The following is a 15,463-nucleotide window of genomic DNA, read 5'->3' on the forward strand; positions in this document are numbered from 1 at the left end:
CTGTGAGAGCGCTCTCACCGGAGCGCGGCGCGAGAGGGGCACCTATGCACGTCAACTCCCGCGGTCGCCGGTTTGCGGCCGTGGCCGTCGCCGTCACCACGGCGACCTTGCTGGCCGCCTGCGGCGGCGACGACGGAGACAGCGGTAGCGGAGACGGGCCGATCACGTTGACGGTCGACGTCTTCGGGCAGTTCGGATATGACGAGCTCTACAAGCAGTACGAGGCGAGCCACCCCAACGTGAAGATCGTCGAGCGGGGCACCGGCAGCAACCTCGACGAGTACTCGCCGAAGCTCACCCAGTGGCTCGCGGCGGGCAAGGGCGCCGGCGACGTCGTGGCGATCGAGGAGGGCCTGCTCGTCGAGTACAAGGCCAACCCCGGCAACTTCGTCAACCTGCTCGACCACGGCGCGGCCGAGCTCAAGGGCAACTTCATGGAGTGGAAGTGGAACCAGGGGCTCACCGCTGACGGCAAGCAGCTCGTCGGCCTCGGCACCGACGTCGGCGGCATGGCGATGTGCTACCGCAAGGACCTCTTCGAGAGGGCCGGCCTGCCCACCGAGCGGGACGCGGTGTCCAAGCTGTGGCCGACCTGGCAGGACTACGTCAAGGTCGGCGAGCAGTTCAAGGCCAAGAACACCGGCGCGGCCTTCCTCGACGCCGCCACCAACACGTTCAACACGATCGTGCTCCAGTACGCCGGCACCGGCGGCGGCTTCCACTACTACGACACCGGCGACAACCTCGTGGTCGACAGCAACCCGGTGGTCAAGCAGGCCTGGGACACCACGATGGACATCATCGACTCCGGCCTGTCCGGCAAGTACCAAGCTTGGTCGGACGACTGGGTGGCCGCGTTCAAGCAGTCGAAGTTCGCCACGATCGCCTGCCCGGCGTGGATGACCGGCGTCATCGAGGGCAACGCGGGTGCGGGCGCCTCCGGCAAGTGGGACATCGCCACCGTGCCCGGCAACGGCGGCAACTGGGGCGGCTCCTTCCTCGCCGTGCCCAAGCAGAGCAAACACCAGGCCGAGGCGGTCGAGCTGGCCAAGTTCCTGACCAGCCCGCAGGGGCAGATCGGCGCGTTCAAGGCGAAGGGCCCGCTGCCCTCCTCGCCGCAGGCGCTGGACGACCCGGCCGTCACGGCGGCGACAAGCGTGTACTTCAGCGGTGCGCCCACCGGCCAGATCTTCGGCGCCGGCGCGAAGAGCCTCAAGCCGGTCTACATGGGACCGAAGAACCAAGCGGTGCGGACGGAGGTGGAAAACGCGGTACGCACGGTCGAACTCGGTCAACGCAGTCCCACAGACGGCTGGACCGACGCCGTGAAGAACGCCAAGAAGGCCGCTGACAAATGAGCGCGACCGAGCCCCGCAGTCGCTCATTTAAAAAGGACAAGTAGTGGCCACCAGCCTCGACATCCGCACCGAGCCCGGGACGCCGGTCAGCCACCGGCGTCCCGGGGCACCCCGGCGGCACCGGCTCAGCCGCCTCGACGTGAAGTACTCGCCGTACCTGTACATCGCGCCGTTCTTCGTGCTCTTCGCGGTGTTCGGCGCCTACCCGCTGGTGTACACGCTGTGGGTCTCGCTCCACGAGTGGGACCTGCTCGCCGACGAGCACCCCTTCGTCGGGCTGGCGAACTACAGCGCGCTGATGAGCGACGGCGACTTCTGGAACTCGGTGTACAACACGCTCGGCATCTTCGTCATCTCGACGGTGCCGCAGCTGCTGCTCGCGCTGTGGCTGGCCAACCTGCTCAACCGCCAGCTCCGCGCGCGCACGTTCTTCCGGATGGGCGTGCTGATCCCGAACATCACCTCCACCGCGGCGGTGGCGATCGTCTTCGGCCAGCTCTTCAGCCGCGACTTCGGCCTCGTCAACTGGGCGCTGGGCCTCGTCGGCGTGGGCCCGATCGACTGGAACGCCAGCAAGCTCGGCTCCTGGATCGCCATCTCCACGATGGTCGACTGGCGGTGGACCGGCTACAACGCGCTCATCTTCCTGGCCGCGATGCAGGCCATTCCCCGCGACCTGTACGAGTCGGCCGCGATCGACGGTGCCCGCCCGGCGCGGCAGTTCTGGTCGATCACGGTGCCGCTGCTCCGCCCGACGATCGTCTTCTGCGTCATCATCTCCACGATCGGCGGCCTCCAGCTCTTCACCGAGCCGCTCCTGTTCAACTCCGGCACCAACCCGATCCGCGGCGGGTCTCTGCGCGAGTCGCAGACCATGACGATGTACATGTTCGAGAACGCGTTCGCGCCCAACTACAACTTCGGGTACGGCGCCGCGGTCGCCTGGATGCTCTTCGCCCTCATCGTCGTCGTGGCCATCGTCAACGTACTGATCATCCGAAGGGCGGCGCGGTCCTCATGAGTCTCTGGAAAGGCACGCGCCTCACCTACGTGGCCCTGCTGCTCGCCGGTGTGATGTCGATCTTCCCGATCTACTGGATGTTCGTCGTCGCCACCCGCTCCAGCGACGCGATGGGCGAGGTGCCCCCGCCGGTAACTCCAGGCGGCAATTTGCCCGGCAACCTCGACCGCCTCTTCGCCAACGCCGACGCCCACTTCCTCACCGGCATGCTCAACTCGGCCATCGTCGCCGGCTGCGTGACGCTGAGCGTGGTGTTTTTCTCGTCGCTTGCCGGCTTCGCCTTCGCCAAGCTCCGCTTCCGCGGCTCCAACGCCCTGCTGCTCGTCATCATCGCGACGATGATGGTGCCCACCCAGCTCGGCGTCATCCCGCTGTACATGCTGATGACCGACCTCGGCTGGAACGACCGCCTCCAGGCCGTGATCGTGCCCGCGCTGGTCACCGGCTTCGGCGTCTTCATGATGCGGCAGTACGCCAGCCAGGCCATCTCGGACGAGCTGATCGAGGCGGCCCGGGTCGACGGCTGCGGCACGTTCCGCATCTTCCGCAGCGTGGTCGCCCCCGCGCTCCGCCCGGCCGCCGCCGTGCTAGGGCTCCTCACGTTCATGACCACGTGGAACGACTTCCTGTGGCCCTACGCCGTGCTGAACGACCCGGAGAACCCCACCGTCCAGCTCTCCCTGCGCGCCCTGTCCAACGGCTACTACCAGGACATGTCGCAGGTCTTCACGGGTACGGCCATCGCCACGCTGCCACTGCTCGTCGTGTTCGTCATCTTCGGACGCCAGATCATCGGGGGGATCATGGAAGGCGCGGTCAAGGCGTGACGTCCGCACGCGAGCGCCCGACGCTGGAGGAGGTGGCGCGCCGGGCGGGGGTCTCGCGCGCCACCGTCTCCCGTGTCGTCAACGGCTCCCCGACGGTCGCACCACCCATCCAGGAAGCGGTCCGCCGCGCGGTGCGCGAACTCGGATACGTGCCCAACCTGGCTGCCCGCACGCTGGTCACCCAACGGACCGACTCCATCGCCTTGGTACTCCCCGAGACCGCCACCCGCGTCTTCTCCGACGACCCGCTGTTTCCAGGCATCGTGCGCGGCGTGAGCCAGGAGCTGGAGGCCGCCGACCGCCAGCTGGTGCTGATGATGGCCGGCTCCGCGGCAAGCCACGACCGCATCGAACGCTACGCGATGGGCCGCCACGTCGACGGCGTGATGTTCGCGTCGATGCACGGCATGGACCCACTGCCCGGCGCCCTGGCCAGGATCGGCATGCCCGCGGTATGCAGCGGCCGCCCCTTGGGCCGGCCCGGAGTGCCCTATGTGGACATAGACCACGTGAGCGGCGTGACAAGCGCCGTACAACACCTGCTGGACGCCGGCCGCCAGCGGATAGCGACAATCGCGGGACCGCAGGACATGGTCGCGGGCATCGAACGCCTGGCCGGCTACCGCGACGCCCTGCGCGGCTCGGACCGCCGCTCGATAGTCGCGGTCGGCGACTTCACCCGCGAGTCGGGCGCCGTCGCGATGCGCCACCTGCTGGACGACGACCCCAAGCTGGACGCGGTGTTCGTCGCGTCGGACCTGATGGCCGACGGCGCTCTCCGCACCCTCCGCGACGCCGGCCGGCGGGTGCCGGACGATGTCGCGGTGATCGGCTTCGACGACGCCGAGTTCGCCAGCTACACCGACCCTCCACTGACGACAGTCCGCCAGCCGATAATCGAAATCGGCCGCGAGATGGTCCGGCTCCTATTGAGCCTCGCCGAGGGCGAGCCAGTCGAGCCTGCCCTCATCCTCCCGACCCACCTGGTCGTCAGGGAGAGCGCGTAAGCAGCTACAACCAGAGACCTTCGGGGCTAGGGTCGCCGTCCGTGGCGTTGCTTCGAGGCATATTTGCCCGCGTCCGCGTCAGCTGCGGGCCGTATGCTCCCGCGGGCACCGCTCCCGGCCGGCGGCTCGCAGCGCTCGCCGAAACCCCCGGCCGTCCACTGCCAGGCCCGCGACACAAGCCCCGAAGGCGCCATCCTGACGCAGCGTAACCAGCTAAGGGGCGAGACTTTGTGGACAAACGTCGACCACCGCCCGGCGCGAGCCCGATCAACCCCGCCCCCCTTTCCCTCGGCCGGTTGGGCGCAGGGGTGCCGTGACCAACGGCGGACGGGTGAGGCCGCGGGAGCAGCGGTCTGGACCACGACGCACATCGCGGTAGCTCAAAATCTCTGTCCAATAGGGGTCGTCTAGAGACCTTTCGCGGTCAGGGTTTGCGAGCCTTTCCACGATTCTGCCCGGTCCGGCACAGCCCTCGGTCAACAAGCAGGTCCCCACGACTGGAACGCTATGGCTGTTATCCGGCCCTCATAACAGCCATAGCGTTCCAGTCGTGGCGGCCAACGCTCAACGCTGAGGCGGTGACGGCGGGCGCGATCTTGTGCCGCGGGGCTGGCAGCGCGGGTCCGGGGATCTCGGCGAGCGCCAGCTCGCCGCCGACCCGCGCGGTCTCGGCGGGAGCACCGGTCCGCAGCTTGAACGCATGGGTGCTATCAGCTCGACAGCTTCCTCGACCAGAGAGTCGGGCCCTGGCTACGGCTCCTCTTCGACCGGGAGCAGGACGGTGAACTCGGTCTTGCCGGGCTCGGACTGCACCTTGATGTCGCCGTGGTGTTTGTTGACCACGATGCGGTAGGAGATGTCCAGGCCCAGCCCCGTCCCCTCGCCGACCGGCTTCGTCGTGAAGAAGGGCTCGAAGATGCGGGGCCGGATGTCCGGCGCGATGCCGCCACCCGTGTCGCCGACCGTCACGGCGACCTGGTCGCCGTCGCGCTCGGTGCGGATCGTCAGCGTGCCGCTGCCGCCCATCGCGCCCAGCGCGTTGTCGATGAGGTTGGTCCACACCTGGTTGAGCTCGGCCGGATAGCCGGGGATCTCCGGGAGCGTGTGGTCGTACTCCTTCACGACCGTCACGTTCGGCGAGATCTTCGCGGTCAGCATGATCAGGGTCGAGTCGAGCAGCTTGTGCACGTCGACCACCTGGTGTGGCGCGCGGTCCAGCTGCGAGTACTGCTTGGCGGCGCCGACCAGCGCGGAGATGCGGCTGACCGACTCGTCGATCTCGCCCATCAGCAGCTCGGTCTCGATCGTGTACGTCAGCCAGCTCACCGCCGACTGTAGGTCGCTCTCGTCGACCGCCTCGGCGACGAGGTCGAGCCAGGCCACGTTGGCGTCGCCGGCGACGAGGGTGGCGGCGTGGTCGTACTCGAAGCCGGAGGACAGGCCGCGGTCCTGGAGCCAGTCGACCACCGCGTCCTCGGCCTCGTTGGTCTCCAGCGCCTTCAGCTTCGGCGCGTTGGCCGCCCGCTTGACCGCGGCCTCCTGGAGCTCGACAAGGCGGTGCAGCTGCTTCACGTTGATCTTGCCTTCGGCGATCATCGCCAGCTTGTGGCGCATGCCGGCGACCTTGTCGCGCAGGGTGGCGGTGGCGCGCACGGCCGCGGAGGCCGGGTTGTTGAGCTCGTGGGTGAGGCCCGCCGACAGTGAGCCGAGCGCGAGCAGCCGCTCCCGCTCGCCGACGATCGTCTGGCTGCGCCGCATGCCGAGGAAAAGGCCGTCGAGCAGGTGCATCGTCATCGGGAACCACTTGCGCAGCGCCGGGCCGAACTGGTCCGCCGGCAGCTCCAGCACCCGCACGGGGCCGAGCGGCGCCATCGTGTTGTTGTAGGTCTTCGACTCGCTGTCGGTGATGTAGGCCTGGGTCGCGCCACCGTACGCGCCGAGCTGGTCGGTGCGGGTGATCTCGACTTCTTGCCCGTGCACCCGCCGGGTCAACGCGATCGCGCCCTCCAGCAGCACGACGAAGCAGGTGGCCGGCTCACCCTCGATGTAGACCTTCGCGGGTGGCTCGTACTCGACGACGGTGCTGTGCTCCTGCACCCACTCCAGCTTCGCGTCGTCGAGCGACTCGAAGAGGAACAGCTTCCGGAGATCGTCCTTCGAGATCATTGCGCCTCCAGGTACCTGTGCACGAGCGTGACCGCCATCGCGCCCTCGCCCACCGCGGACGCCACCCGCTTGACCGAGTTGGCCCGCACATCCCCGGCGGCGAAGACGCCGGAGACGCTCGTCTCCAGGTGATACGGGTCGCGGTCGAGCCGCCAACCCTTGGGCCGCCGGCCGCCGACGACGAGGTCGGGGCCGGTCACCACGAAGCCCTGCGCGTCTCGCTCCACCTGGCCGTCGAGCCAACCGGTGTGTGGCTCGGCGCCGATGAAGACGAACAGCCATGAAGCGTCAACATCGCGAGTCTGCCCGGTGTTCCGGTCGCGCAGTGTGAGCCCTTCGAGGTGCTCGGTGCCGTGGCCGGCGGTGACCTCGGTGCAGGTGTGCACCTGGATCCGCGGGATGCTCTCGATCTGCTCGATCAGGTACGCGGACATCGACTGGGCGAGCGAATCGCCCCGCACGACGAGGTGCACCCGCGAGGCGTACCGGGAGAAGTAGACCGCGGCCTGCCCGGCCGAGTTGGCCCCGCCGACGATGTAGACGTCGGAGCCCGAGCAGGCGGGCGCCTCGGTGGCCGCGCTGCCGTAGAAGACACCGCGGCCGGTCAGCTCGGCGAGGCCGGGCACGTCCAGCGTGCGGTACGAGACGCCGGTTGCCAGGATCACCGTGTGTGCCACGATCTGCGGCCCGCCCGCGCAGGTGAGCACGCGGGCCGAGCCCTTGACGTCGAGGCAGGTGACATCTTGCGCGGTGAGCAGCTCGGTGCCGAAGCGCTGCGCCTGGCGGCGGGCCCGGTCGGTCAGCTGCGCGCCGGAGACGCCGTCCGGAAAGCCCAGGTAGTTTTCGATCCGGCTGCTCTGTCCGGCCTGGCCGCCGGTCGCCCGGCGTTCGACGAGGATCGTGCGCAGGCCCTCCGACGCGCCGTACACCGCCGCGCCGAGCCCGCCCGGCCCGGCGCCGACCACCGCCAGGTCGTAGAAGTCGGCCGTGGGGGTGGTGGTGAGGCCGACGTGCGCGGCCACCTCGGCCTCCGACGGCCGCACCAGCGTCTTGCCGTCCGGCGTGACCACGATGGGCACGTCGGACTCACTCGCGCCGGACGCCGTCAGCAGCCGCTGCCCTTCCGGCTCCTCCGTGAGGTACCACCGGTAGGGCACCATGTTGCGGGCGAGGAAGTCGCGGATCTCGAACGACTCGGCCGACCACCGGTGGCCCACGACGCGCGTGTCGGCCTCGGGTGAGGCGGGCGTCGCCTGCCACGCCTCCAGCAGGGAGTCGAGCACCGGATAGAGCTTTTCCTCCGGCGGGTGCCACGGTTTGAGCAGGTAGTGGTCGACGTCGACGAGGTTGATCGCGTCGATCGCGGCCTCCGTGTCCGCGTACGCGGTCAGCAGCACCCGCCGGGCGAGGGGAAAAAGGTCCATGGCGGCCTCGAGAAACTGGATGCCGTTCATCTGCGGCATCCGGTAGTCGGCGAGCAGGACCGCCACCTGCTCACCGCGCAGCTTTATCTCCTTGAGCGCGTCAAGCGCCTCGGCTCCCGAACTTGCCCGCACGACGCGGTAGTCCTGGCCGAAGCGGCGCCGCACGTCGCGCGCGACGGCCCGAGAGACAGCCGGGTCGTCGTCGACCGTCACGATCGCTGGGTTGGCCATTGCCCAATCAAAGCACGCTCAGCCGCCGTGGCGTTCCTCGCGCGTCTTCTCCCACCGATCCAGCAGTTCGAGCATCCCGTCCTGGATGAAGAGGTAGAAATCGTGTACCTCGGTCAGCCGCGCGCCGGACGGCGACGAGGTGTCACCGACGGCCTCGACCCCCTCGTAGATGATGTCGGCCATGCGCTTGTACACCCCGCCGCGGACCAGGCTGGCGGTGTACCAGGGGTCGTCGGGCATCCGGTAGCGGTCGCTGCGCGAGCCCGGCACCGGCTCGCGCACGATGAACTGAAGCTGCATCAGGTAACGCACCGCTCCGGAGACGGCGGCGGGGCTGGCCCCGACGCGCTCGCCGATCTGGCCGGCGGTCAGGCCCGGCTCGTCGGCGACCTGGAGCACTGCCAGCACCCGCGCGGGCATCCGGGGAAAGCCCAGGTCGCTGAGGGTCATCGCGAAGTGCTCCACGAAGCGGCGAACCGCGTCCTCGTCACGCTCTTTCGTCATGTTCACCACTTTCATGTGCGTGTGGCGGCGCCATGGGGCGCCGCCACGCCTTACTGGAGCGCGAGGTCTCGCCGCCGGAAGAGTGCCAGGCCAACCACCCCGAGTGCCAACGCGATCGCGGTCAGGGCGAGCAACGGCCCCGCCGTCGCGCTCGCCGCCGGCACCGCCGGCACGTGGGTGAAGGGCGAAATGTCGCGTACCGCCTGCGGCAGGCCCAGCAGCTCGCCGAGCTGGCCGACGATCAGGCTGACGGCGAACGCGGCCCAGGCCAGCCCGACCGCGAGCCGGGGCAGCAGGCCGAACACGGCGACCGCGAACCCGGCCAGGATCAGCGCCGCCGGCAGCTGGACCAGCGCCGCACCGGTGAGCTCGCCCACCTGGCTGCCCTGGTCGCTGCCGCTGAGGTCGGCCACAAGGCCGGTAGCGGCGCCGGACGCGGCCAGCAGCACCGCCGCGCCGACCACGGCCACGGCCACGTGGCTGGCCAGCCAGGTCAGCCGGCCGGTGCCGGTGGCGAGCACCGCCTCGGCGGGGCCGCCGGCCTCCTCCGCGCGCGGGCGCATCAGCGCCTGCACCACGTACGCGGCGGCCATCGCGCCGTAGAACGCCATCATCGCGGCATAGAAGGTATCGAGAAGGTTGGAGCTGCTGCCGCCGGCCAGCTTGCTGATCGTGTCGGCGGTGCCCTGGTTCTCACCGAGCGCGTCCTCGACGGTCTTGGTGAGCGAGCCGACGGTCGCGCCGTACGCCACCATCGCGACGCCCCAGCCGAGCAGCGTGCCGCGCTGGAGCCGCCAGGCCAGGCCGAGCGGGCTGAGCAGGGCGGGCGTCGCCCCGCTCGGGCCGCGCCGGGCCGGCACCATGCCCATGCCCACGTCGCGGCGCGAGGTCAGCGCGAACGCGGCCGCCACAGTCGCCACGAAGGCCGACAGCGGTAACACCAGCACCCACCAGCGGTCGCCCTCGTACTGGCGCATCTCGGTCACCCAGCCGATCGGCGAGAGCCAGGTGGGCCAGGCGCTCACCATCGTGTACCCGTCTGGCCGCACCTCACCGAGCACGTCACCGAGGCCGCGTACCAGATAGGCGAGGCCGACCACGGTGGCGGCGATGCCGTTCGCGGCGCGTGAGGTCTGGGTGACCTGTGCGGCGATGGCCGCGGCGCCGGCGAAGACGATGCCCGCGGCGGCGATGCCGGCACCGGCGCCGATCGAGCCGGCGGCCGGCTGGCCGTAGCCGATCAGGAGGAGCGCGATCAGGCCGCCGAGTACCACGTTGGCCCCGGCCGCGACGATCAGCGCCGCGGTGAGTCCGGCGTGCCGGCCGACGACGGTCGCGCCGACCATCTCGGAACGGCCGGTCTCCTCGTTCTGCCGGGTGTGCCGCACGACCGCGAGGGTGCTCATGAAGCCGGCGAGCACCGCGGCGTACGTGAGGAACGAGAACATGATCATCGCGGCTTCGCTCGCGCCGGTCGGCGCCGTGCGGAACAGCAGCAGCGCGGGGCTACCGACCGCACTGCGCAGGATCTCGATGCGGTCCGCCTCGGTCGGGTAGCGGTCCTGTACCGACGCCACCACGATCGGGACGAACAGCGCCGTGCCGGCGATCCACAGTGGAAGCTGGACGCGGTCCCGCCGGATCGCCAGCCGCACGAGGCGACCGGTACCCGTGAAGGCGCTCATCAGACCATCGCCTCCTGTAGCTCGTCGCCGTAGTGGCGCATGAACAGCTCCTCCAGCGACGGCGGGGCGCTGGTGAGCGTCCGCACCTCGAAGCGGGTCAGGTAGCGCAGCGCGTGGTCCAGCTCGTGACTGTCCACATCGAACTTCGCGCGGGTGCCCTCGACCTTTGCGTCGTGTACCCCCGACTGCTCCTCGAGGCCGGTGATCGGGTGGGTGGTCTCCACCGAGATCGACGTGCGCGTCAGGTGGCGCAGCTCGCTCAGCGTGCCGGCCTCCACGGTCCTGCCCTGCCGGATGATGCTCACCCGGTCGCAGAGCGCCTCCACCTCCGAGAAGATGTGGCTGGAAAGGAGGACGGTGCGGCCCTCGTGCTTCACCTCGCGCACGCACTCCTGGAAGGCCGCCTCCATCAACGGGTCGAGGCCCGAGGTCGGCTCGTCGAGGATGTAGAGCTCGACGTCGGAGGCGAACGCGGCGACGACCGCCACCTTCTGCCGGTTGCCCTTGGAGTACGTGCGGGCCTTCTTGCTCGGGTCGAGCTGAAACCGCTCGACCAGCTCGGCGCGGCGCCGCTTGTCCAGCCCGCCGCGGAGGGCGCCGAAGAGGTCGATCGCCTCCCCGCCGGTCAGGTTGGGCCAGAGGTTCACGTCGCCGGGTACGTAGGCGAGCCGCCGATGCAACGCCACCGCGTCCCGCCACGGGTGGCCGCCGAGCAGGCTCACGTCGCCGGCGTCGGCGCGGAGCAGGCCGAGCAGCACCCGGATGGTCGTGGACTTGCCCGAGCCGTTCGGGCCCAGGAAGCCGTGCACCTCACCGGTGTCGACGGACAGGTCGAGCCCGTCCAGCGCGCGGGTCTGACCGAAGGTCTTCACCAGGCCAGAGACCGAGATCGCAGATGTCATACCGCTGAAGCTACGCTCGTTTCACAAATTTGTGAAACGTCAGAAGCGTATGAATAGCGTCAAGAAATGTGACCCGGGCCACCGCCCTGTCAGAGCTGGGCGTCGACCACCTCGCCGATGCCGGAGGCGACCAACTCGTCGCGGATCACGGCGGCGTCGCCCTCGACGACCAGCGTGAGACCGTGCGGGTTGAGGTGGCTGGCGGCCGCCTGGGAGACCGTCGCCTCGTCGGCCGCCAGCAGGGTCGCGCGCAGGTTGGCGTGGTAGTCGTCGGGCAGGTTGTGCACCACCAACGTGGCCAGGGCACCGGCGATCGCGCCCGGCGTCTGAAGCTCGACCGACAGCTGCCCCGCCCGCCACGACCGGGCCACCGCCAGCTCCGGCTCGGTGACGCCCTCGGCCGCGGTACGCGAGATCTCGCCGACGGTGTCGACCAGCGCCGGCACGGTGACCGCGGTCTGCACGCTCGAGCTGACCAGCAGCCGGCCGAAGCGGCGGGACTGGCCGAACTCGCCGCGGATGCCGTACGTGTACCCGCGCACCTCGCGGATCAGGTGGTTGAGCCGGGAGGTGAACGCCCCGCCCAGCACCGTCGCGGCCAGCGTCATCGGCACGTAGTCGGGGTGCGCGCGGTGTGGCGCGGCGTGCCCGAGCCGCAGCGTCGACTGCACCGAGCCGGGTCGGTCGACGAGCACGACCCGCCGCTCGGTACGCGGATCGATCGGCAGCGGCCCGCCCATCCCCTCGACCGGCGCACCGGCACCGGCGAAGACCGCCGCGCCGAGCGCGTCGAGGTCGACCGTCGTCAGGTCGCCGGCGACCACCAGCGTGCCCCGCTGGCCGAACCAGCCGCCGTGGTACCCGGTCACGTCGTCGACCGTGATCGCCGCGACCGAGTCGGGGTCGCCGTGCAGCGGGCGGCCGTGCCGCTGGTCGCGCCCGAAGAGGTCGGCCCGCAGCGCGGCCTCGGCTCGCGGCCCGGGGTCCGCCCACTCCATCCGGAGCGCGGTCGCCTCGTCGTCGCGCACCCGGGCGATGTCCGCCGGGTCCAGGCGCGGAGTGCGGGCCGCCTCGGCGAGCAGCGCCACCGCGTCCGGCAGCCGGTCGACCGGCGCCTGCACGCCGATCCGGAACGAGTCCCAGTCCACTGTGGTGAAAAGCTCGGCGCCCAGGCTCTCCAGCGCGAGCGCGTACGCGGCCGAGTCGCGCTCGCCCGTGCCCTCCTCCAAGGCCTTGGCCACCACAGCGGCGAGCCCTTCGCGGCCGGCCGGCTCGCGGCCGGCGCCGGCGTCGATCAGCAGGATCGCGATCGCCAAAGCCTGGCCGGGCAGGTGGGCGGCGACCACGCCGTCGCGGCGCACGACCTCGGGAAAGCGGTACGGCCGGGCGGCACCAGGCCCCGGACGCTCGGCGACCAGACTCACGAAGGCTCCTCGGTCAGGTAGGTGAGGGTGACGCGGCTCGACGGGCGCAGCTCGGCGGCGACCTCGGCCACGGCGTCGAGCGTGACCGCCTGCCAGGCCGGCAGCCGATCCCCCGCCCGCGCCGCGTCGCCGAACTGCGTGGCGTACCGGCTCAGCGCGTCCGCCCGACCCGCCACTGTGGACACCTGCCGCCACCACGCGGTGGCCAGCAGCGCCTTGGCCCGATCCAGCTCCTCCTGGCTGACGTCGGCGAGCCCGTCGAGCACGCCGACCAGGCCGGCCTCCAGGTCGGCGGCGGACACGCCGTCGCGGGCGGTCGCGCTCACGATCAGCGGGGCGGGCGCGTGCGCCAGGTCGACGCCGTACGCCGAGACGTAGTCCGGCTGGGCGAGCCGCGCCCCGTCCGCGAGCCTCTGGTAGAGGCGGCTGCCCCGGCCGTTGCCGAGGATCGTGGCGAGCACGGTGACCGCGTCGTACTCCGCCGAGCCGAACGCGTGGGTGCGCTGCGCGATGTAGATGCGCGGGGCGGGCACGTCGCCGACCACGTCCTCGCGCACCGGACCGCCGGGCGGCGCCGGCCGCGTGCCGTCGGGGGCGGGCGGGATGTCGGTACGCGCCGGCAGCCCGCCGAAGTATTTCTCGGCGAGCGCGAACACCTCGGCCGGCACCACGTCGCCCACGACCGACAGCACCGCGTTGTTGGGCGCGTAGTACGTGGTGTGGAAGGCCGCGAACGTCGGCAGGTCGGCCGCGTTGAGGTCGTCCATCGAGCCGATCGTCGCGTGGTGGTACGGGTGGCCGGGCGGGTAGAGCAGCGGCAGCAGGCGCAGCCAGGCGTCGCCGTACGGCACGTTGTCGTACCGCTGGCGCCGCTCGTTCTTGACCACCTCGCGCTGGTTGTCGAGCGTCTCCTGGGTGAGCGCCGGCACGAGCCCGCCCATCCGGTCCGCCTCGAGCCACAGCGCCAGCTCCAGGTGCTCCGACGGCACGGTCTCGAAGTAGTTGGTGCGGTCGGGGTTGGTGGTCGCGTTGAGCGAGCCGCCGGCGCCCTGGATCAGCCGCATGTGCTCGGTCTTCGCCACGTGCGCCGACCCCTCGAACATCAGGTGCTCGAAGAGGTGCGCGAACCCGGTCTGCCCCTCCGGCTCGTGCCGCGATCCCACGTCGTACCAGATATTGACGGCCACGACTGGTGCCGTGCGATCTTCGCTGACCACGACGCGGAGGCCGTTGTCGAGGCGGGTGGTTTCGATGGGCCACGGGTAGCCGGTCGGCGACATGCGCTCGACGGTAGCGGATCTATTGCGTTCCGCACGCAACGGTCCCTCGGCGGTGTCCGGGGCGGGCCGGGAAGCATACTCGGGACATGCTGTGTGAGCCGTACCTGCTCGATCCCACCGCGGACGGCGTGCACGTCGTCTGGCACACCGAGGGGCCCGGCTCCCACCACGCGGTGCTCGTCGGTCCGGCCGTCGCGGCCATGACCGGCGACCAGGCCCGTGCCGCGGCCGCCGGCGACGCGGGTGAGGGATGGCGCCGCGTCGGCGCGGACACCGTCGAGCTGTCCCGCACCCGGGAGGACCAGGAGTCCGCGGTACCGGGCCGGACGTACCCGATCGTCACCCGCCGCCCCGTGTACCGGCACCTGGCCACCGTCACCGGCCTCGCGGGTGGGCGCACGCCGTACCGGGTGGTGTCCGACGGCACGGTCACCGCCGCGTACACGCTCGCGCCCGCCCCGCCGCCCGACCGGCCGGTGCGCCTGCTGCTCACCAGCGACCACCAGCTCAAGGCGATGGTGCCGGTCAACCTGGCGAAGGTGGCCGAGACGGCGGGCGAGACCTTCGACGGCGTGCTGATGGCCGGCGACATGGTAAACGCGCCCGACCGGGCCAGCGAGTGGTTCGACAGCACGGCCGAGCCGCCGTTCTTCCGCACGTTCGAGCGGATCCTGGCGCACTCGCCGATCTACCCCGCGCTCGGCAACCACGAGGTGATGGGGCGCTGGTCGGAGACCGCGACGCTGGACGCCCAGTTCAACGACCCGCAGCCGGGCGACTGGGACATCACCACGTACGCGGAGCTGTTCCCGTACCCGCGCAGCGAGTCCGGCGGCCAGAAGTGGTGGTCCCGCACGATCGGCGACGTGCACGTGATCTGCCTCTTCGCCACGCAGGTGTGGCGCTCGCCGCACCCCGAGGGCCGGGGCAAGTTTCAGGAGGCGCTCGAAGACGTCGACAACCCCGACCGCTGGGGCTGGGGCCAGTTCATCTTCGAGCCAATCAAGCGCGGCTCACCCCAGTTCGCCTTCCTGGAGGCCGAGCTGGCGTCGTCCGCCGCGCGGGCCGCGCGCTATCGCGTGGTGATGTTCCACCACCCGAGCCACGGGCTGGGCAACCACTCGGTGCCGCCGTACACCGATCCGGTCCAGGTCGTCGGGCACAAGTCGATCCGGTACGAGTACCCCCTGGCCGACGACCACATCCTGCGCGACGTGGAGCCGCTGCTCTCCGCGTCCGGCGTGCACCTCGTCCTCAATGGACACTCGCACGTGTGGAACCGCTTCCGGAACGCGGCCGGCGTGCACTGGCTCGAAACGTCCAATGTGGGCAACAGCTACGGCGCCTACGACGTCACCTCCGGCATGACCCGCTGGTACCCGCCGGGCTACGTACTACAGGGCGACCCGGGCGGCCTCCAGCCGGTGGTGCCGACGGTCGCTCCCCTGGTGCGCCCCGACGGCGTGCCGCTGCCCTTCGTGGCGAGCAACGAGGTCACCGTCTTCACCCTGCTCGACTCGGCGGCGGGCGTCGTGCGCTCATACCGCCACGACACCCGCCACCCCGAGTCACCCGCGATCCTCTTCGACGAGTTCCCCTTGCGCTGAAAGGCCCCTTCGCCGTCATACCCCGGT

At 70.6% G+C, this 15,463-nt stretch carries 12 protein-coding genes; 5 read left to right on the top strand and 7 right to left on the bottom strand.

What is annotated here, in order from left to right; all coding sequences use genetic code 11:
* Positions 1 to 44 precede the first annotated feature (44 nt).
* Genes ACTMTJ_RS23320 through ACTMTJ_RS23335 form a run of 4 tightly spaced genes read left to right on the top strand, consistent with a single transcriptional unit; the run spans position 45 to position 4,213 of the window.
* The gene (locus tag ACTMTJ_RS23320; RefSeq protein ID WP_441219825.1) at positions 45 to 1,358 is read left to right on the top strand and encodes an ABC transporter substrate-binding protein; all 1,314 of its coding nucleotides are present in this window, start codon (positions 45 to 47) and stop codon (positions 1,356 to 1,358) included.
* A 43-nt stretch (positions 1,359 to 1,401) separates the two neighbouring features.
* Complete coding sequence (locus tag ACTMTJ_RS23325) at positions 1,402 to 2,379, top strand: carbohydrate ABC transporter permease (RefSeq protein ID WP_441219826.1); 978 nt, start codon at positions 1,402 to 1,404, stop codon at positions 2,377 to 2,379.
* The gene (locus ACTMTJ_RS23330; RefSeq protein WP_441219827.1) at positions 2,376 to 3,206 is read left to right on the top strand and encodes a carbohydrate ABC transporter permease; all 831 of its coding nucleotides are present in this window, start codon (positions 2,376 to 2,378) and stop codon (positions 3,204 to 3,206) included. The genes ACTMTJ_RS23325 and ACTMTJ_RS23330 overlap by 4 nt, the downstream gene beginning before the upstream one ends.
* Complete coding sequence (locus tag ACTMTJ_RS23335; protein ID WP_441219828.1) at positions 3,203 to 4,213, top strand: LacI family DNA-binding transcriptional regulator; 1,011 nt, start codon at positions 3,203 to 3,205, stop codon at positions 4,211 to 4,213. Before ACTMTJ_RS23330 ends, ACTMTJ_RS23335 begins: the two co-directional genes overlap by 4 nt.
* 750 nt (positions 4,214 to 4,963) lie before the next feature.
* Here ACTMTJ_RS23335 and ACTMTJ_RS23340 read toward each other — a convergent pair.
* The 7 genes from ACTMTJ_RS23340 to ACTMTJ_RS23370 all read right to left on the bottom strand — a co-directional run bounded on the left by ACTMTJ_RS23340 (position 4,964) and on the right by ACTMTJ_RS23370 (position 13,829).
* Complete coding sequence (locus ACTMTJ_RS23340; protein ID WP_441219829.1) at positions 4,964 to 6,379, bottom strand: ATP-binding protein; 1,416 nt, start codon at positions 6,377 to 6,379, stop codon at positions 4,964 to 4,966.
* Complete coding sequence (locus ACTMTJ_RS23345; protein ID WP_441219830.1) at positions 6,376 to 8,034, bottom strand: FAD-dependent oxidoreductase; 1,659 nt, start codon at positions 8,032 to 8,034, stop codon at positions 6,376 to 6,378. Before ACTMTJ_RS23345 ends, ACTMTJ_RS23340 begins: the two co-directional genes overlap by 4 nt.
* An 18-nt stretch (positions 8,035 to 8,052) precedes the next feature.
* Positions 8,053 to 8,538: a GbsR/MarR family transcriptional regulator gene (locus tag ACTMTJ_RS23350; RefSeq protein ID WP_441219831.1), complete on the bottom strand. Its 486-nt coding sequence runs from the start codon at positions 8,536 to 8,538 to the stop codon at positions 8,053 to 8,055.
* A 50-nt stretch (positions 8,539 to 8,588) separates the two neighbouring features.
* Positions 8,589 to 10,223, bottom strand: coding sequence for an ABC transporter permease (locus tag ACTMTJ_RS23355; RefSeq protein WP_441219832.1), 1,635 nt, complete (start codon positions 10,221 to 10,223; stop codon positions 8,589 to 8,591).
* Complete coding sequence (locus ACTMTJ_RS23360) at positions 10,223 to 11,125, bottom strand: ABC transporter ATP-binding protein (RefSeq protein WP_441219833.1); 903 nt, start codon at positions 11,123 to 11,125, stop codon at positions 10,223 to 10,225. Before ACTMTJ_RS23360 ends, ACTMTJ_RS23355 begins: the two co-directional genes overlap by 1 nt.
* Positions 11,126 to 11,214: 89 nt before the next feature.
* Positions 11,215 to 12,549: a M16 family metallopeptidase gene (locus ACTMTJ_RS23365; protein ID WP_441219834.1), complete on the bottom strand. Its 1,335-nt coding sequence runs from the start codon at positions 12,547 to 12,549 to the stop codon at positions 11,215 to 11,217.
* The gene (locus ACTMTJ_RS23370; RefSeq protein WP_441219835.1) at positions 12,546 to 13,829 is read right to left on the bottom strand and encodes a M16 family metallopeptidase; all 1,284 of its coding nucleotides are present in this window, start codon (positions 13,827 to 13,829) and stop codon (positions 12,546 to 12,548) included. Before ACTMTJ_RS23370 ends, ACTMTJ_RS23365 begins: the two co-directional genes overlap by 4 nt.
* Positions 13,830 to 13,915: 86 nt before the next feature.
* Between ACTMTJ_RS23370 and ACTMTJ_RS23375 the strand changes: the two genes are divergently transcribed.
* Entirely contained in the window at positions 13,916 to 15,436 is a 1,521-nt protein-coding gene (locus ACTMTJ_RS23375; protein ID WP_441219836.1) for a metallophosphoesterase family protein, read from the top strand.
* Positions 15,437 to 15,463: the final 27 nt, after the last annotated feature.

This window comes from Phytohabitans sp. LJ34, assembly GCF_052068095.1.
In the GTDB taxonomy this organism is placed as follows: Bacteria; Actinomycetota; Actinomycetes; order Mycobacteriales; family Micromonosporaceae; genus Phytohabitans.

What these genes read in the sequence shown, in the direction of transcription:
- ACTMTJ_RS23360 (WP_441219833.1), bottom strand. Translation starts at nt 11,125, where the DNA reads ATGACATCTGCGATCTCGGTCTCTGGCCTGGTGAAGACCTTCGGTCAG.
- ACTMTJ_RS23370 (WP_441219835.1), bottom strand. Translation starts at nt 13,829, where the DNA reads ATGTCGCCGACCGGCTACCCGTGGCCCATCGAAACCACCCGCCTCGAC.
- ACTMTJ_RS23330 (WP_441219827.1), top strand. Translation starts at nt 2,376, where the DNA reads ATGAGTCTCTGGAAAGGCACGCGCCTCACCTACGTGGCCCTGCTGCTC.
- ACTMTJ_RS23320 (WP_441219825.1), top strand. Translation starts at nt 45, where the DNA reads ATGCACGTCAACTCCCGCGGTCGCCGGTTTGCGGCCGTGGCCGTCGCC.
- ACTMTJ_RS23375 (WP_441219836.1), top strand. Translation starts at nt 13,916, where the DNA reads ATGCTGTGTGAGCCGTACCTGCTCGATCCCACCGCGGACGGCGTGCAC.
- ACTMTJ_RS23340 (WP_441219829.1), bottom strand. Translation starts at nt 6,379, where the DNA reads ATGATCTCGAAGGACGATCTCCGGAAGCTGTTCCTCTTCGAGTCGCTC.
- ACTMTJ_RS23350 (WP_441219831.1), bottom strand. Translation starts at nt 8,538, where the DNA reads ATGACGAAAGAGCGTGACGAGGACGCGGTTCGCCGCTTCGTGGAGCAC.
- ACTMTJ_RS23355 (WP_441219832.1), bottom strand. Translation starts at nt 10,223, where the DNA reads ATGAGCGCCTTCACGGGTACCGGTCGCCTCGTGCGGCTGGCGATCCGG.
- ACTMTJ_RS23345 (WP_441219830.1), bottom strand. Translation starts at nt 8,034, where the DNA reads ATGGCCAACCCAGCGATCGTGACGGTCGACGACGACCCGGCTGTCTCT.